We start from the raw sequence: 18,081 nt of genomic DNA, 5'->3' as shown, positions 1-18,081 counted from the left end.
CAACACTTTCTTGCGAAAGTCTTGTACTGTTCATCATCAGTTCAATTCTTTCACTGTGATTCTCAGCAAAAGCGGAACAAATCGCTTAATCCTGTAGAAAATTAGGAAATTGACATTGAGACGCTTTTTGTCTCATTGGCAATTTGTCTATTTTCCTAAGGATTGATTTGTACAGCTGGATAACTAATGATAAGGTTCAACACTTTCTACGAAAGTCTTGTACTGTTCATCATCAGTTCAATTCTTTCACTGTGATTCTCAGCAAAAGCGGAACAAATCGCTTAATCCTGTAGAAAATTAGGAAATTGACATTGAGACGCTTTTTGTCTCATTGGCAATTTGTCTATTTTCCTAAGGATTGATTTGTACAGCTGGATAACTTAAAAGCGGAACAGGCTCATCCAGCTCTGACAGAAAAATAGGAAATTGAGGATGAGGCGCTCTTCGCCTCGTTCACAATTTATCTTTTTTCCGAAGAGCTAGCCTGTGCAGCTGGATAACATTAATGATCAACACTTTCTACGAAAGTCTTGTACTGTTCATCATCAGTTCAATTCTTTCACTGTGATTCTCAGCAAAAGCGGAACAAATCGTTTAATCTTGTAGAAAATTAGGAAATTGACATTAAAACGTTCTTTGTTTTACTGGCAATTTATCTATTTTCCTAAAGATTGATTTGTGTAGCTGGATAACTAATGACAAGGTTCAACACTTTCTACGAAAGTCTTGTACTGTTCATCATCAGTTCAATTTCTTTCACTGTGATTCTCAGTAAGTCTCACCATTTAAAGTGTCCCGGAATTTTCCTCGATCAATCGAGTCAACCGTTCCTCAAAGGATTTAGTCGCATCATAACCCATCGTTTTCGCACGGAAATTCATTGCAGCTACTTCAATGATAATCGCTACATTTCGCCCGGTTTTAACGGGAATACGAATTTGCGGAACATCCACACTGGCAATTTCCACCATCGCGTCATCTGAACCTAAGCGATCGTATTTTTTATCCTTTTCCCAAGCTTCTAAATAAACCACCAGTTGAACCTGCATAAACCCGCGCACAGCACTCGCACCGAATAAATTCATTACATCAATAATGCCAATTCCGCGAATCTCAATTAAATGCTGTAAAATTTTTGGCGGCTCACCAATTACCGTTAACTCATCTTGTTGATACACATCCACACGATCATCTGCAATCAAGCGATGTCCACGTTTTATCAGCTCTAAAGCTGTTTCACTTTTACCGATACCGCTGTCTCCTTGAATCAGCACCCCTAAGCCATATACATCCACTAAAACACCGTGTACACTGGTTCTTGTGGCTAAACGTCCATCCAAATAGCTTGATAATTCACCTAGCAGGCGAGAAGTTGAAATCGGCGATCGTAAAACGGCCACTCCTTTTTCCTTGGCTGCCTGAACCATCTCAGCAGGCGCTTCAAGTCCTCTGGAAATAATAAATGCCGGAGTGTCCTTCTCACATAAACGACGCATTACCAAAAGACGTTCTTCCGGCATCATACGGTGAGCAAAGGTAATCTCCTTGCTGCCGAATAATTGGAGGCGGTCATGAGAATAATAATTAAAATAACCGGTCAATTCTAATCCGGGCCGCGAAATATCTCCTGTCGTAATTTCTCTATTTAAACTCTCTTCATCGCCGTAAACGACTTCCAAAGAAAGCTTTTCAACTAGTTGATGAATTTTTACAACTTCTCCCATACTTGTCGATCATTCCTTTCTGCTACTCGTTTCATTTTATCATTTCAAGAAGGAACTTTCTAGCTATTCGAAGGATTGTGAGATATTTACTAATAAGTATTAAAAAACAGCGTAATTCATTGACTATCTCATCGCGCTTTGTATACTTAATGAGTATTCTCCAGTAAAAAATGATTAATGGATGTGGTGCAATTGAAGCCAACACTAAAAGAAAAAGCCAAGACACTTCCACAAACTCCTGGCGTTTATTTAATGAAAAACGAACACGGCGATATCGTCTATGTCGGCAAAGCGAAGAAGCTTAAAAATCGAGTGAGCAGCTACTTCATTAAAAACAAACAGCATTCACGAAAAACCGTACGTATGATGCAATTACTGGCGGATTTTGATACCATTGACGTCCCCAGCGAGCTTGATGCTCTTTTATTAGAATGTGAGCTGATTCATGAACTACGGCCTCTTTATAATCGCCAAATGAACACCTTTGAAAAATATAAGTATATAGAAATCAACACTGACGGTTCAGAAATTGCTATCAATATTTTATCAATTCCCACTGCCAAGCATTGCTTCGGTCCTTTTTCTACCAGCCGCAAGCTGGGATTTGTAAAAAGAATTTTAGAGACTCTTTATGGCTTGAATCGGCAAAATTATTGGCATCAATCTTTTCCTGTTCAAGCGCCTCCCAAAGTGAAGCGCGCGGTTATTGAGCAAGAGCTTTTCAATGCCTTTACTAAGATTGATCAGCGTCCACAACAGCGTCTAAAAACAGCGATGCTGGCCGCTTCTGAAAACTTTGAATTCGAAAAAGCCATCCAGCTTCGAGAAGAATGGCACTTTCTTACTCGCTTTTTTGAGCAAAATCAAAAACTTATTTTAGCCAGTCAAAGTCAATGGCAACTCTTATCCTTGCCTTTAGGAACAAAAATTGAATATTACCTGATCTATCAAGGTCTTGTAATAAGTAGTCGAGTAGTGACCAAACGCACCTTTAATAAGTACACGCCTGATCAGCTGGCTCAAAAAATCCGGCCTAAACTAGAACCGCAAACCTTGCAGTATTTTTCTAAAGATCAGGTGGACTTTATCAATATTTTATACAGCTACATTAATCGTCATTCAGAATGTCAATTACAGACTTTAGCTAATCCATTTATATAAAAATTGAATCTATTTTTTACTTTTTCCACTCAAAAAGAGCGAAACGAGTCGATGCTCCATGCATCAAACTGTTTCGCTCGCTCTTTTCTTATTCATTATATTTATCCATATTCCGTTCACTCACAATCGCATTGACGATTGACATAATGACCGCCATTAAAACGGCAGCGCCAAAGCTGGAAAATCCAAAATTAAATTCTCCGACAAAAGACGACGTCATTTTCAAAATCGCCGCGTTGACGATAAAGCTAAACAAACCAAAGGTCAACAGTGTAAAAGGCAACGATAAAAGCGTTAAGACAGGCTTTACCAGCATGTTCAATATGGATAGAACAAATGCGGCTACGATAGCCATCCAAATACTTCTTACGTGAATCATTGAAGGAAAAATAACCGAAAGTGAAATAAAGGTTAATGTGTTAACGACTATTCGCTGAAAATAAGTCATTAAAAGTCACTCCAGTCATCGTCATCCACTTTTTCAGCTTGTTTTCTTTGCTTTTGTCCATCATTATAAGGTTGACCATAGTGGTGATTGTTGTATGGATTTTGATGGCCGTAGCCAGAATATTTTCTTCCGGATGGAATCAATACTGCTAGAACAATATATAAAAGAATCGGACTGCCGATAAATAAGAAACTAGCGACTACGTAAAGAACTCGAACGATCGTAGGATCAATTCCCAACCATTCAGCAATACCCGCTAAAGTCCCTGTTAGCACGACATTATTAGGAGATTTTGTCAATTTTTTTCTCATTTTATTTCACCTCTCATCGCTTAAATTTTACACCAGAACGGGCAATTTTTCATCTGTTTTATTATTAATTGTTAAGAGAGCTAAGAGCTCTCTTAACGTTAAGGACACATACTTGTTCTACTCATTTATTTATCTGTATCTTTTAAATAAATGTTTCCTGTTGTTGTAGAAGCATTGATTTGTGCCATTTGTTCATCATTCATTCTTCTGAATTGTAATAACTGATTCGTCCGTTCTTTCTTTTCACGAATCACTTCATATTCAGTCATACGGCTATTAATACTACCTAAGCTTGTTTTTACAGTTCCTTCAATGCCTAACTCATTCGGCACAGCAATTTTCACATTCCCATTGACTGAGCTGGCTTCGATTTTGCGTAAAGTGTTTTCTTTCGCGGTAATACGGACATCTCCATTGATTAAGGAAACACCAATATTTTGCGGAGTTGCAGTAATCGTGATCGTGCCGTTTACAGTTTCAACAATGTTGTCTAAAATTGAGCCATCCAATATTTTGATATCGCCATTCACGCCTTCGATTTCCAACATCGTTGCTTCAATGTAGTTAAAAGTAATTGTACCGTTGGTTGATTTGGCATAAACATCTTTGGCTTTTAACGATTCCACTGAAATGTTGCCATTTAATAACTTAATAGAAACATGATCGAATACACGCTCTGGTAAATAAAAGACTAAATCAGCTCGCACACGTTTGTTTGGAATTTGGAATGAAATAACTTCATCGTCCACATCAATTTGACTGCGTTCCAAGAAAGCTTCCAATGGTGTTTCTGCATCCATTTTTCCATAAAGCTTAATTTTTCCTTCGACTTTGACGTCCGGCTGATCCCAAGTTTTAAAGACGATATTGCCGTTGGCTACTTTGACATCGATTAAGCTTGCTTGCGGTGTTGGATAGTTAAATTCATGGTCAAATTTAGTCGTTGCTACACCGGGAACTTTAAAGCTGACGTCTTTCCACTCAACATTGTCATTCATTGTTTCAGAGAATGAGCTAAAGGTTTTCTTCAAGAATGAACCTAATTGTGAACCAGCTTCACTCATTTTTTCGCCAACCTGATTAATCGTGTCCGTTGCTTGATCTTTCCAATCGTCCGGTATATCAAATTTTGAAGCGACACGCTCTTTTGTTTCTGTCCATTGTTCTTTGCGAATATTTTTTAACTCTGCTTCAAGTGCAGCTTTTTCTTGATTTCTTTCTTCTAAAGAAGCTTCCAAGGCTTTCACTTCTGCTTCCAGCTCAGCTCTTTGAGTTAAATCCTCTTCAGTTAACTGATCCAGCTCTTCTTTCGTGTTCAATTCCATTAATTTTTCTTGGGCTTCCTTGATTTCTTCCTTAACGCCGGCAATTTCAGCGTTGACTTCATCAAGCTCTGCAGAAGTGCGGTTGACTTCTGTCGCTAAATCATCCAGAATCTTTTCTAAGCGTTCATGATCCTGTGCTTCTTTGGCTTTGACATCTTCGTCAGTGATTTCTGGATCTGCTGCTTCTTTTTGATTTTCTAACTTATCTACTAAATCTACGACTTTATCTTTTTCTTTAGGATCAACAGTTGGATTGGTTACATTTACTTGATCGGCAGCTTTTTTGATTTGTTTTTCATCTTTTTCAGTTGCCATATTTTCTAATAAGACTAAAGCTTCCTCTGATGATAGAATGCCTTTTTTAACTAAGTCCAATACTCTTTCTCTTTCTTTCATGGAAATTGCCTCCTTAGCAAATTTTTCACCCGAGGGTGTTTTCCTTATGAACCTATTATGCCTTCTTTTTTCTCTTTTGTCATAGGACTTAAGAATGAATTTTCGATAGTCCTCAAGGATCACCTGTAAAAAAGAAAAGAACGAGACAAAAGGATAGATCCCTTTGCTTCGTTCTTCCATAATCAAAAATTGAAATTGCTTATGACTGTTAGCTTAGAATAGCCTATTCATCATGATTACTATTAAGCTCAGTGATTTTCCCCGTTGCTAAATAGACAATCCATTCACAAATATTCGTTACATAGTCACCAATTCGTTCTAAGTAAGTAGCTACATGTAAATAGTCGGTTCCACTGATAACCGTTACCGGATTTGCCTGCATTTCTTTAATAGAATGTCTATAAATGCTGTCAAAATATTCATTTACGCGAGCATCCATCTTCGCTATCATCCGTGCATCTTTTTCGTCTGTTTTAACGTAAGCAATCAATACGTTGTCGACCATTTTTTTGACATAATCAGACATATCGGAAATTTCTTTTTCGATTTCTGGAATTCGTGTTTCACCTTTTAAACGAATAGCAGATTTCGCAATGGAAACGGCATGATCGGCCATTCTTTCTAAATCAGAGCTGGCTTTCATTACCGTGATAATCATACGTAAATCGGTTGTAACCGGCTGTTGTAAAGCAATCATTTCAAAGCTTTTCTTTTCTAATTTAATTTCCATATCATTGATTTGAACGTCATAATCAATGACTTCGTGCGCAATTTTTTTATCATGATTGATGTAAGCACGCACAGATTTATGGACAACGTTGCTGACCATCATCCCCATCTCATAAAACTGATTATGCAAATTCAACAATTCTTCTTCAAATTGACTCCGTAGCATTGGGTTTCCTCCTTTTATTTAGCCGAATTTTCCAGAAATGTAATCCTCTGTTTGCTTTTCTTTTGGATTCAGGAATATTTTTTTCGTGTCATTAAATTCTATCAATTCTCCTTGCAAAAAGAAAGCTGTTTTGTCAGAAATTCGTGAGGCCTGCGACATATTATGCGTCACCATAATCATAGTGTACTTTTCTTTCAAGGTTAATAGCATGTTTTCGATTTTACCACTGGAAACAGGGTCCAGCGCACTTGTCGGCTCATCCAGCAAAATAATTTCCGGATCAACTGCCAAGACCCGGGCAATACAAACCCGTTGCTGCTGACCGCCTGATAAGGACAAGGCGCTTTTATGTAATTTGTCCTTCACATCATCCCAAACAGAAGCCGCTTTTAGACTAGCTTCAACTGCTTCATCCAATACTTGCTTATTTTTTTCTCCCTTTAAACGTAAACCGTAAATGACATTTTCGTAAACAGAAAATGGAAACGGATTCGGCTGTTGGAAAACCATGCCGATTTCTTTACGCAATTCAACTGTATCTGTTTTCGGTCCGTAAATATCTTTTCCTTTATATACTACACTGCCAGTGATTGTGACTCCCGGAATCAAATCATTCATGCGGTTTAATGAACGCAGATAAGTTGACTTGCCGCAGCCGGAAGGGCCAATCATCGCTGTGATTTCACCTTGATTTATACTTAAGTCAATGCCTTTCAGCGCTTCTTTTTTTCCGTAATATAAATGCAGATCCTTGGACGAGATAATTTCTTTTGTCATCTTTTTTCCTCCTAACCAAAATGTCCAGAAACATAGTCTTCTGTCGCTTGAATTTTTGGTCGTGTAAAGATTTTTCTTGTTTGATCGTATTCAATTACTTTTCCTAAGTAGAAAAAGGCTGTATAGTCACTGATACGCGCAGCCTGCTGCATGTTGTGCGTAACGATAATGATCGTATAGTGATCTTTCAAATTCACTAAGGTTTCTTCTACTTTACCAGTAGAAATGGGATCCAATGCACTGGCCGGCTCATCTAATAATAAAATATCCGGCTTCATAGCAATCGCTCTAGCGATACACAAGCGCTGCTGCTGACCGCCTGATAAAGCTAAGGCACTTTTATGCAGATTGTCTTTCACTTGATCCCAAAGTGCGGCTTGTTTCAAACTAGTTTCAACAATTTCATCCAGCTTTTTCTTGTCCTTTTCACCATGCTGCTTTAAGGCGAACGTAATATTTTCGTAAATAGATTTACTAAATGGGTTCGGCCGTTGGAAAACCATGCCGATTCTTTTACGCATTTCGTAAACATCTACTTCTTTAGTGTTAACATCCACGTTTTTATACATGATTTTTCCGGTAACTTTCGTATTGGCAATGCCATCATTCATTCGATTCAACGAACGTAAATAAGTGGATTTTCCGCAGCCCGAAGGACCGATTAATGCGGTAATCTTGTTTTTTTCAAATTCCAAATCAACGCCTTTAATGGCTTCATTGTCGCCGTACCAGACATGTAGGTCATCGGTATGCAGCGCAATGGGCTCCGGCAATTTGATAATATTGGTATCATTCAAATTATATTCTTTCATTCTGATTCCCCTAACATTAGGCTGATGTCATTTTTTTATGCAGTTTATTACCAATAAAGCGGGCGCCAAAGTTAAACAGCAGCACAACTAAGATCAACACTGCTGAAGCCCCTGCTGAAACAGCAGCACTATCCGGCATTGTGCCTTCGGTATTAATTTTCCAAATATGAACAGCCAATGTCTCGGCTTGTCTAAAAATACTGATTGGGCTGGAAACACTAAGCGGATTCCAATTACTGAAATCTAGTGCCGGCGCGCTTTGTCCTGCAGTATAAATCAATGCTGCGGCTTCTCCGAAAATTCTACCGGAGCTTAAGATGACGCCGGTTAAAATTCCCGGCAGTGCTTCCGGTACGACCACCTTTGTGACCGTTTCCCAGCGAGAAAGCCCTAGAGCTAAGCCAGCTTCACGCTGTGTATAATGAACGGCCTTTAATGATTCCTCGACATTTCTTGTTAATAAGGGTAGGTTGAAAAACGTTAGCGCCAACGCACCGGAAATAATCGAAAAGCCATAGCCGATTTGTACAACGAAAATCAAGAAACCGAATAAACCAACCACGACTGACGGTAATGAGCTTAAAATTTCAATAGAGGTCCGGATCACATCCGTCACCCAGTTCTTTTTGGCATATTCCGATAAATAGATGCCGGCACCGAGTGAAATCGGAAAGCTAATTAACATCGTAATCAATAATAGATAAAGTGAGTTGAACAGCTGAATGCCAATACCTCCGCCAGCTTGATAAGCTTTGGACGGCTTTGTTAGGAAATCCCAAGAAATATGGGGAATTCCCCGAACAAGAATATACAGCAGCAAGGCCGCCAAAATCAAAACGATGACACCAGAAATAGCATATAAAACTCCTGTGGCTATTTTATCCGCTTTTTTTGCATTCATTATTTCAGCGCTCCTTTTCTACCAATGATCCGAATCACAATATTGAAGAATAATGACATTAACAGTAAGATCAACGCTAACGACCAAAGAACGTTATTTTCTACCGTTCCCATAATTGTATTCCCAATACCCATTGTTAAAATACTTGTTAAGGTTGATGCAGGTGTTGTCAGACTTGACGGCATAATCGCCGCATTTCCAATAACCATTTGAATCGCTAGGGCCTCGCCAAAAGCACGCGCCATTCCGAAAACAACGGCCGTTAGAATCCCCGGCACTGCTGCTCGTAAAACAACTTTGTAAATTGTTTGCCAGCGCGTTCCACCCAAGGCTAATGATGCCTCCCGATAATGACGCGGCACCGATTTTAACGCATCTACTGTCATGGTCGTCACCGTTGGTAAAATCATAACGAATAAAACAAAGGTTCCGGCTAAAATCCCAAAACCAGTACCGCCAAAAATCGAACGAATAAACGGTACGATCACAGAAAGACCGATAAACCCGTAAACCACTGAAGGAATCCCAACCAGCAGCTCAATAACCGGCTGTAATATCTTAGAGCCTTTTTTCGGTGAAATTTCTGTCATAAACACAGCAGCGCCAATCGCAAAAGGGGTCGCGATAATGGCTGATAAGAACGTCACGATAAAGGAACCAGTAATCATCGGCAACGCACCGACCATTGGTTTCCCGTCTGTACCGGTTTCTCCCGGATTCCAATTTTTTCCGAATAGAAAATCAACGACATTTATTTTATCGGTAAAAAAGGTCGCAAACCCTTTACTTGCTACAAAATAAAAGATAGATAAAACCACTAAGACAATCAAAGCAATACAAAGGAAACTAATAAACTTTCCCCGCTGTTCCATTTTTGCACGCTTCGATTTCGTCAGTAACACTTTTTGCATGTCTTCCAAGAAAATTCCTCCTTTTATCTCTTTCCAAAAGGCTTATATCATCACGAATTAGAACTGAAGCTTTTATTATAAAAAATAGTGTATCCACATTCGTGCGCCATAATAAAACAAGTGTAACTTTACAACATAAATTTGCGTTTAATAACATGTAAATCTTGTGTTAAGTTTGTAAATTTTGTGTAAAGACGCCTTATTTCACTAAATTACCCTGCCAATCACGTTCAACTTCCATTTTAGAAACAGGAATGTAGCCGAGCTGTCCAATGATTTTTTCTTGCACATCATCAGATAACATATACGCTAAAAATTCATCCGTTAGCTGTTTGGGCTTGCCTAGGGTATACATGTGCTCATAAGACCAGATGATCCATTTATTCGTGGTGACATTTTCATCCGTCGGCTTCACACCATCAATGCTCAAGGTGCCGACTTCGTCGCTTACATAGGAAAAAGCCGTGTAGCTAATTGCTCCCGGTGTATCTGCCACGATGGAACGAACCATCCCGCTTGAATCCTGTTCTTGCGCTTGAACAGCTGTTTTCCCATCCAGAACCCACTTTTCAAAGGTTGCACGTGTCCCACTGCCGGCCGCCCGATTCAAGATGACTACTGGAAGATCTTTACCACCGATTTCCTGCCAGTTTTTGATTTCGCCTAAAAAAATCTTTCTTAGGTTCTCTAAAGAAATATCCTTTAGCCCAATATTTTTATTTACAATCGGTGTAATGCCTACAACCGCGACTTTATGATCAACCAGCTTTTCAGCGTCAATCCCTTTCTTCTCTTCTGCGAAAAGATCGGAATTACCGATTTCTACAGCGCCCGATTGCACCTGACTTAGTCCTGTACCACTTCCGCCACCCTGTACGTTAATAAAACGGCCTGGATGCTGATTTTGATATTCTTCAGCAGCGGTTTCCACCAAAGGTTGTAGTGCTGAAGAGCCAACAGCTGTAATTGATTCGCCTCGATCAATCCATTTTGCACAGCCTGATAAAGTTACCAAAGAAATTAAACTAAAAAATAATAACATTTTCTTTTTCATTGATCTGATATTCCTCCAAACTCAATTCAATCAATTTATTTTAACATTAACTTTTTCAGATGAAAATTGTTTGTTCTTTGATTTGGTAAGCGTGGGGAATTAAATAACAAGCTTACAAAAGAAAAATACAAAATATGTCTTTAGAATCAATGACATATTTTGTATTTTTTTATAGTAATGGTGAAATTAAACGCGCTAAGCCTTCTTTTAATTTAATGATCACGCCGCGCTTTTTATAAATTTCTTCAGTGAGTAGCTTCGATTCGCGCGCGTCTTCATAAAAGGCTCGTCTGACTTCTTCTGAAAATTCTTGATCATAGATAATCGTATTCACTTCAAAGTCCAAGCGGAAGGAACGTACATCAATGTTGGCAGAACCAACCGAAACAATGCCTCCGTCAATAATCATTGTTTTTGCATGAATAAAGCCTCGTTCGTAAGTTTCAATAATTGCTCCGTACTCTAATAATTCTGCGGCAAAGGAATAGGTCGCCCAATAAACCAGCATATGATCAGGCTTGTTGGGAATCTGCATACGGACCTTTACTCCGGAAAGCAACGCCAATTTCAAGGCTTCATGGATAGACTCGTCAGGGATATAATACGGTGTCTGAATCAAAATTTCTTTTTTAGCAATGGAAATCATTTTCAGGTACGTCATTTTGATTTGCTCATATTCTGAATCTGGACCGCTGGTTACCACTTGGACTGCTTTTTTTCCGTCAGAATAGATCGGTGGGAAAAAGGCCATATCGTAGCTTAGTTCTTCTCTATGTTGCGAGTTCCAGTCCATTAAAAAACGGTTTTGTAAGCTATAAACGGCCTCACCGTGTATTCTTAAATGGTTATCACGCCAATAACCGAACTTTTTAACGCTGCCTAAATATTCATCTCCTACGTTGAAACCGCCGGTATAACCAATTCTTCCATCAATAACAACAATTTTTCGATGGTTACGATAATTGATGCGCGGATTCAAATAAGGAACAAATAATGGGAAGAAAAAGGCAATTTCTCCTTGATATTTTTTTAGTTCTTCGAAAAATTTCATATTTACTTGCGTTGAACCCCAAGCATCTAAGAGCAAACGGACTTTTACACCTCGCTTGGCAGCAGCGACTAGCTCTTTTCGAATTTCTTTTCCAAGATTATCGCCTCGGTAAATATAATATTCCATATGAATATGGTCTTTCGCCTGACGAATATCCTCGATGAGACCATCAAATTTTTCTCTGCCGTCTGTGTACAGCTTGATTTTATTATTTGTCGTATAAAGGGAGCTCTCAAAAACGGTCAGCATATAAATCAGCTGTTTTGAACTAACTTCCCCAGTTGGCGGATGAGGAAAAAGCCCTCTTCGCAATGCCTGCTTCTCATTTTCAATTTCCGCATTCATCCCAATTTTTGCTTGCATTTTCATGTCAAAAATCTTATCTTTGGAAATGCCTCGCCCTAAAAAGATATAAAGAAAGAACCCTAAAATAGGAATAAACATTAAAACTAATAGCCACGACCATGTCTGGGCGGTTTGCTTTCTTTCTCTGAAAACGATAATCAGTGATAATAATATATTCGCAATAAAGATAATAACAATAAAACTATCATATGAAAACTTCATTCACTCACCCCAATCAATAGTTACACTCTCTCCTTGTAAAGCATATCGAACTTGTGAAAATAAGTAAAGAAAAAATGAATGAAAAATCATATAAGAGTTTTCTTATCAAAAAAAAATAAAAAAATAGAAAACTGTTACCGAAAAAAACAGGTAAGCAGATTTTCTATTTTTAAAATTGTTAAATTTTCAAGAAACGACGCATTGAAATAATAGAGCCCAATGACCCAATGACCATTCCGATGAGTGCCATCATTAAATCCAATTGCCAAACAAAAGATTCAGGCTTAAGCAATGAATAATTAGAACTCAACAGTTGCGGATTAAAGAAGGAATAAAAACGTTGATAGCCAAATGTTAAGATAACAATTGGAATAATCGAACCGATCAATCCGATCCAAGCTCCTTCAATAAAGAATGGCCAACGAATATATCCATTTTTCGCGCCTACTAAACGCATAATCTGAATTTCTCTTTGACGCGACAATATCGTAATACGAATTGTATTTGAGATTAAGAATACGGCTACAAAGATAAGTAATATTGCAGCTCCTAAGCCCCAAGTTCTGACCTTTCCAGCAATATTGAAAATCTTATCGGAAGACACGCCGCCGTAATCTGCTTTAAATACATTTGGCAGTTTTGCAGCTTTTTCCGAGATTTTTTTCGTATCTGTTGGCTCTTTAGCACTAATATAATACACATCATAGAGTGGATTACTATCACCTTCAAATAAATTCCATGCTTCACCCATTTGTTTTTGGATTTTCTTTAATTGTTTGTCTTTATTTGAATAAGAAATTGTTTCGACATTATCAATTTTATTTAATTGCTTTTCTAACTTTTGCATTTCAGCAGGCGTCGTACCAATGTCCACAAACACAGATACTGTAACATTGTCTTCGATATCTTTTGCTAATTTCGTAGCATTAAAGATAACGGACATAAAGATCCCTACAAGGACTAATGTAATAGTTACCGCACTGGCAGATGCTATTGTCATCCAGCCATTACGCTTTAAGCTTTTAATACTCTCAATAACATGAGAAAAGAACGTTCTAATCATCGTAGCCATATTCTCCTTCCGCTTGGTCTCGAATAATACGACCATTTTCGATGGCGATTACGCGATGACGGATCGTGTTTACAATAGTACTGTTGTGAGTTGCCATTACAACTGTGGTACCTTGTGCATTGATTCGATCTAAGAGCTTCATGATTTCCCATGAGTTTTCCGGGTCAAGATTTCCTGTTGGTTCATCTGCGATTAATACTTTTGGTGTATTTACAATTGCACGAGCAATTGAAACACGCTGTTGTTCCCCACCAGATAATTCACTTGGGAAGACACGCACTTTGTGTTTCAAACCAACTAAATCAAGAACTTCCATCACTCTTTTTTTAATGTCTCTAGGCTTACGACCGATAACCTGCATGGCATAAGCGACATTTTCGTAAACTGTTTTTTTCGTTAATAATTTATAATCCTGAAAGACAATACCGATTTCTCTTCTCAAATAAGGTACTTCAGAATTTTTAATTTTCATTAGGTCATGACTGGCAACTTTTAAGCGGCCTTTGGTGGCTTTTTCTTCTCGGTACATCAATTTAATAAACGTTGATTTTCCGGCTCCTGAAGGTCCAACAACGTACACGAATTCACCTTGCTTTATTTCCACTGAAATATTACGAATAGCTGTAGTGCCATTCGAATATTTTTTCATAACATCTTTCATTTCAATCATGGCGTATTCTCTCCATCTCTGTTTTATAGACTAACAATCATTATAGCATGACTTTGTTTCAGTGCCCTTTCAACAGTTTACAGTTTTGTTTCATTTCTATGAATTGATTTGTTGTTTTAAATACGCATCAATAAAACCATCTAAATCTCCATCCATAACAGCTTGAACATTCCCTGTTTCATAATTCGTCCGGTGATCTTTTACCATTGAATAGGGATGAAAAACATAGGAACGAATTTGTGAACCCCAGCCAATTTCTAATTGTTCACCGCGAAGAGCAGCAGCTTCTTGCGCTTTTTTGTCCATTTCTAGTTGATAGAGCTTAGCTTTCAGCATGCCCATGGCTTGTTCCCGGTTTTTTAACTGCGAACGCTGCGCCTGACTGGCAACAACTGTACCTGTTGGCATATGGGTAATTCTGACCGCAGATTCGGTTTTATTAATGTGCTGTCCGCCGGCTCCACTCGCGCGGTACGTATCCACCTTCAAATCATCCGGATTAATATCTATTTCGACATTCTCATCCAGCTCAGGCATGATATCCACTGAACAAAAAGAAGTATGGCGCCGTTTCGCTGAATCAAAAGGTGAAATCCGCACTAATCGGTGAACGCCTTTTTCCGACTTCAAATAACCATAAGCATTGTAGCCTTTAATTAATAGCGTGACACTTTTTATTCCCGCTTCATCTCCTGCTTGATAATCCAAGGTTTCAACCTGAAAATGATGACTATCCGCCCAGCGTGTATACATCCGTAAAAGCATACTACCCCAATCTTGAGACTCTGTTCCACCAGCACCGGGATGAAGCTCCATGATGACATTATTTTTATCGTAAGGTTCATTTAATAATAAAGAGAGCTCATACGTAGTTAATTTTTCTTTTAGTGCAAGCAAGCGTTCTTCTAATTCTTTTTGAATTTCTTCATCATATTCTTCCTGCTGCATTTCGCTCATAATATCTAGTTCTTCTAATTCATCCGCCAGTTGATGGAACTGCTGGTATTTTTCTTTAAGAACGTTTGTTTCATTAATTAATTGCTGCGCTTTTTCAGAGTTATCCCAAAAACCCGGTTCTGCCATTCGATTTTCTGCTTCAGCTATGTCTTCTTCCAATTGATCTAAGTCAAAGAGACCTCCTAAAACTTGTAATCGATTGGTTCATTTCATCTAAAATAGTTCGTATTTCTGCATTTTCCATAAATATATTTCCTTTCTTTTTATTACTTATTCGTGGTTAGAGCGTGAGACAAAAGTGTTTCTCACTTTTTGTCTCACGCTCGCTCTCCTGCTATGTTATTACATGCCTTTGCCGTGACAATTTTTATATTTTTTACCGCTGCCGCATGGACAAGGATCATTTCTACCGACCTTTTTGTCTACTTGAACCGGTTTTCTTTTAGCGCTAGTATTGCTTTGCACTTCCTCTGCTTCATCTGGGTGGTTTGCTTCTCCTTGAACAACTTGCTCGCGCTGTACATTCTGACGAATCTCTGACTTCATGAATAGACGAGTCACTTCGTATTCGATAGCGCCAATCATTTCTTCAAACATAGTATAGCCTTCTGTTTGATACTCTACTAACGGATTATTTTGTCCATAAGCACGCAACCCTACAGATTGACGGAGTTGATCCATCGCATCAATATGATCTGTCCATTTTGTATCAACAACACGTAAAATAACCACTTTTTGGAATTCAAGAATTTGTTCAGGACCGTTTAATTGTTCAACCTTTGTATCATAAACTTCCTGCGCACGTTGAACTAAATAAGCTTTGATTTCTTCTGGTGATTTACCTTCTATGTCTGCTTTTGAAATAGAATCTTCATGCACTAGGGTTGAAGCTGCAAAATCGACAATTCCTTCGATGTTCCAATTGTCTTTTTCTAGTTGCGTATGGCTTTCCACAACCCGTGAAATCGTACGTTTTACCATATTTAACAATACTTCAGTTAAATCATTTTCTTCCATGATGACTTCTTGACGCTGAGCATAGATAACCTCACGCTGTTCACGCATCACATCATCATACTGCAAGACGTTTTTACGTGTATCGTAGTTATTTCCTTCCACCCGTTTTTGAGCGGACTCAACCTGTCTGCTGAACATTTTACTTTCAATAACAGCATCTGATTCTTCAATATTCATGCGATCCAAGAAGGCCTTAATTCTTTCTGAACCGAAACGTTTCATTAAATCATCTTCAAGGGACAAGTAAAATTGAGATACACCTGGGTCACCCTGACGACCAGAACGGCCACGCAGCTGATTATCAATCCGGCGAGATTCGTGACGTTCTGTACCGATAACCGCTAAACCACCAAGCTCTACAACACCAAGTCCAAGCTTGATATCAGTTCCCCGTCCAGCCATGTTGGTTGCAATCGTAACTGCACCCTTTTGACCAGCATTCATAATAATTTCCGCTTCTTTAAAGTGATTTTTCGCATTCAACACTTCATGCGGTACTTTTTCTTTATTCAGTAAATCTGATAACAATTCAGAGGTTTCAACGGCAACAGTCCCTACTAAAACAGGCTGCCCATTACGGTAGCGTTCTTTAATATCTTGAACGACTGCTCTAAATTTACTTTGTAACGTTGGGTAAAGTAAATCCGGACGATCATCACGAATAATTGGACGGTTGGTTGGGATTTGGAAAACCTGAATATTATAGATTTCACGGAATTCTTCTTCTTCTGTTTTAGCAGTCCCTGTCATCCCTGCAAGTTTTTTGTACATACGGAAGTAGTTCTGGAACGTAATCGTAGCCATCGTCTTCGTTTCGTCTTCAATTTCAACATTTTCTTTGGCTTCAATCGCTTGATGCAGTCCATCTGAATAACGACGACCATCCATAATACGACCAGTAAATTGGTCAACGATCAGCACTTTGCCATCTTGAACCACGTAATCAATATCGCGAATCATGATATAGTTGGCACGCAACGCTTGATCCATATGGTGCGTCAAGGCTGTATTTTCGATGTCATAAAGATTTTCTAAGCCGAAAGTTTCTTCCGCTTTTTCAATTCCGGTTTCTGTTAAACCGATTGTTTTAGATTGAATATCAATCTTATAATCTTCCTCTTCTTTTAGACGCTTCACAAAATTATCTGTCCGCGTATAAAGCGCCGTTGATTTTTCTGCTTGTCCAGAAATAATCAATGGTGTCCGCGCTTCATCGATTAAGATGGAATCCACTTCATCCACGATTGCATAGTTCAATGGACGCTGAACCATTTGGTGACGGTAAACGACCATGTTGTCGCGCAAATAATCGAAACCAAGCTCATTATTTGTACTGTATGTAATATCACAATTATACGCATCACGTTTTTCTTCTGAAGTTTTCGAGTTGATGTTCAAACCAACAGACAGCCCCAAGAAGTTATACAATTCGCCCATTTCGCTAGAGTCACGTGTTGCTAGATATTCATTCACTGTAACCACGTGCACGCCTTCGCCTGTTAATGCATTTAAATAAACCGGCATGGTCGCAGTCAAGGTCTTTCCTTCACCTGTTCTCATTTCTGGGATATTGCCGTCATGTAAGACGATACCACCCATTAACTGAACACGATATGGGTATAAACCAAGCACGCGTTTTGCTGCTTCACGCACGACTGCAAAAGCCTCTGGCAATAACTGATCCAGAGTTTCTCCTTTTTGGTAGCGAGCCTTAAATTCTTCTGTTTTATTGCGTAATTGTTCATCGCTTAATGCGGCCATAGAATCAGCATAAGCGTCAATTTTATCTACAATTCCTTCTAAACGCCTTAGTTCTTTTTTATCATTTTCGATCATTTTTTTTAAGAAATTTGCCATTTTTTAAGTGTTCCTTTCAATTCGCTCTATTTATTTTTTGCACTGAATGCACAATCATCCTTTTCATTTTATCATTAGTTGATGAGAAAGGAAATAACTTCTCTTAATATTAACACTATATTAAGCCTTTTTTATGTACAAAAGGTTAAGAATAGGGAAAGAGACTGCTCCAAAA

Annotated in this window: 16 protein-coding genes; 1 reads left to right on the top strand and 15 read right to left on the bottom strand. The window is 38.5% G+C overall.

The window, feature by feature from the left end; translation table 11 throughout:
• Window positions 1-785: 785 nt before the first annotated feature.
• Window positions 786-1,724, bottom strand: a complete 939-nt coding sequence (gene hprK, locus ABH902_RS06615; protein ID WP_154778827.1) for an HPr(Ser) kinase/phosphatase — start codon at window positions 1,722-1,724, stop codon at window positions 786-788.
• Window positions 1,725-1,916: 192 nt separating this feature from the next.
• Here hprK and ABH902_RS06610 point away from each other — a divergent pair, with 192 nt between their 5' ends.
• Window positions 1,917-2,885 (top strand): GIY-YIG nuclease family protein, encoded by a 969-nt coding sequence (locus ABH902_RS06610; RefSeq protein ID WP_404589765.1) that lies wholly within the window; start codon window positions 1,917-1,919, stop codon window positions 2,883-2,885.
• 88 nt (window positions 2,886-2,973) lie between these two features.
• Here the strand turns inward: ABH902_RS06610 and ABH902_RS06605 are convergent, their stop codons facing one another.
• The 14 genes from ABH902_RS06605 to secA all read right to left on the bottom strand — a co-directional run bounded on the left by ABH902_RS06605 (window position 2,974) and on the right by secA (window position 17,906).
• The gene (locus ABH902_RS06605; protein WP_404589764.1) at window positions 2,974-3,333 is read right to left on the bottom strand and encodes a phage holin family protein; all 360 of its coding nucleotides are present in this window, start codon (window positions 3,331-3,333) and stop codon (window positions 2,974-2,976) included.
• A complete protein-coding gene (locus ABH902_RS06600) occupies window positions 3,333-3,644 on the bottom strand; it encodes a PspC domain-containing protein (RefSeq protein WP_404589763.1) in 312 nt (103 codons plus the stop codon). Before ABH902_RS06600 ends, ABH902_RS06605 begins: the two co-directional genes overlap by 1 nt.
• Before the next feature lie 125 nt (window positions 3,645-3,769).
• A complete protein-coding gene (gene liaX / locus ABH902_RS06595) occupies window positions 3,770-5,365 on the bottom strand; it encodes a daptomycin-sensing surface protein LiaX (protein WP_404589762.1) in 1,596 nt (531 codons plus the stop codon).
• Window positions 5,366-5,588: 223 nt separating this feature from the next.
• The gene (phoU, locus tag ABH902_RS06590; protein WP_404589761.1) at window positions 5,589-6,260 is read right to left on the bottom strand and encodes a phosphate signaling complex protein PhoU; all 672 of its coding nucleotides are present in this window, start codon (window positions 6,258-6,260) and stop codon (window positions 5,589-5,591) included.
• 18 nt (window positions 6,261-6,278) lie between these two features.
• Window positions 6,279-7,037, bottom strand: a complete 759-nt coding sequence (gene pstB / locus ABH902_RS06585) for a phosphate ABC transporter ATP-binding protein PstB (protein WP_404589760.1) — start codon at window positions 7,035-7,037, stop codon at window positions 6,279-6,281.
• 11 nt (window positions 7,038-7,048) lie between these two features.
• On the bottom strand, window positions 7,049-7,849 hold the full coding sequence (pstB, locus tag ABH902_RS06580; protein ID WP_404589759.1) for a phosphate ABC transporter ATP-binding protein PstB: 801 nt from the start codon (window positions 7,847-7,849) through the stop codon (window positions 7,049-7,051).
• 16 nt (window positions 7,850-7,865) lie between these two features.
• Window positions 7,866-8,750: a phosphate ABC transporter permease PstA gene (pstA, locus tag ABH902_RS06575; protein ID WP_404589757.1), complete on the bottom strand. Its 885-nt coding sequence runs from the start codon at window positions 8,748-8,750 to the stop codon at window positions 7,866-7,868.
• A complete protein-coding gene (gene pstC, locus ABH902_RS06570; protein ID WP_404589756.1) occupies window positions 8,750-9,670 on the bottom strand; it encodes a phosphate ABC transporter permease subunit PstC in 921 nt (306 codons plus the stop codon). Before pstC ends, pstA begins: the two co-directional genes overlap by 1 nt.
• Before the next feature lie 190 nt (window positions 9,671-9,860).
• Window positions 9,861-10,715 (bottom strand): phosphate ABC transporter substrate-binding protein PstS, encoded by an 855-nt coding sequence (locus tag ABH902_RS06565; RefSeq protein ID WP_404589755.1) that lies wholly within the window; start codon window positions 10,713-10,715, stop codon window positions 9,861-9,863.
• Window positions 10,716-10,884: 169 nt separating this feature from the next.
• Entirely contained in the window at window positions 10,885-12,333 is a 1,449-nt protein-coding gene (gene cls, locus ABH902_RS06560; protein ID WP_404589754.1) for a cardiolipin synthase, read from the bottom strand.
• A 178-nt stretch (window positions 12,334-12,511) separates the two neighbouring features.
• Entirely contained in the window at window positions 12,512-13,396 is an 885-nt protein-coding gene (gene ftsX, locus ABH902_RS06555; RefSeq protein ID WP_404589840.1) for a permease-like cell division protein FtsX, read from the bottom strand.
• A complete protein-coding gene (ftsE, locus tag ABH902_RS06550) occupies window positions 13,389-14,075 on the bottom strand; it encodes a cell division ATP-binding protein FtsE (protein ID WP_154778842.1) in 687 nt (228 codons plus the stop codon). The genes ftsX and ftsE overlap by 8 nt, the downstream gene beginning before the upstream one ends.
• Before the next feature lie 96 nt (window positions 14,076-14,171).
• A protein-coding gene (prfB, locus tag ABH902_RS06545) for a peptide chain release factor 2 (RefSeq protein WP_404589753.1) occupies window positions 14,172-15,276 on the bottom strand; the annotation gives its coding sequence in 2 pieces (ribosomal slippage) (window positions 14,172-15,203 and window positions 15,205-15,276; 1,104 coding nt in all).
• A 98-nt stretch (window positions 15,277-15,374) separates the two neighbouring features.
• Window positions 15,375-17,906, bottom strand: a complete 2,532-nt coding sequence (gene secA, locus ABH902_RS06540; RefSeq protein WP_404589752.1) for a preprotein translocase subunit SecA — start codon at window positions 17,904-17,906, stop codon at window positions 15,375-15,377.
• Between the last annotated feature and the right edge of the window lie 175 nt (window positions 17,907-18,081).

Origin of the sequence: Enterococcus sp. UD-01, from assembly GCF_044909655.1 — a bacterium.
GTDB lineage: Bacteria > Bacillota > Bacilli > Lactobacillales > Enterococcaceae > Enterococcus_L.
Note: the sequence above shows the minus strand (reverse complement) of the source record. Positions and strands in the feature narration are given on the sequence as shown.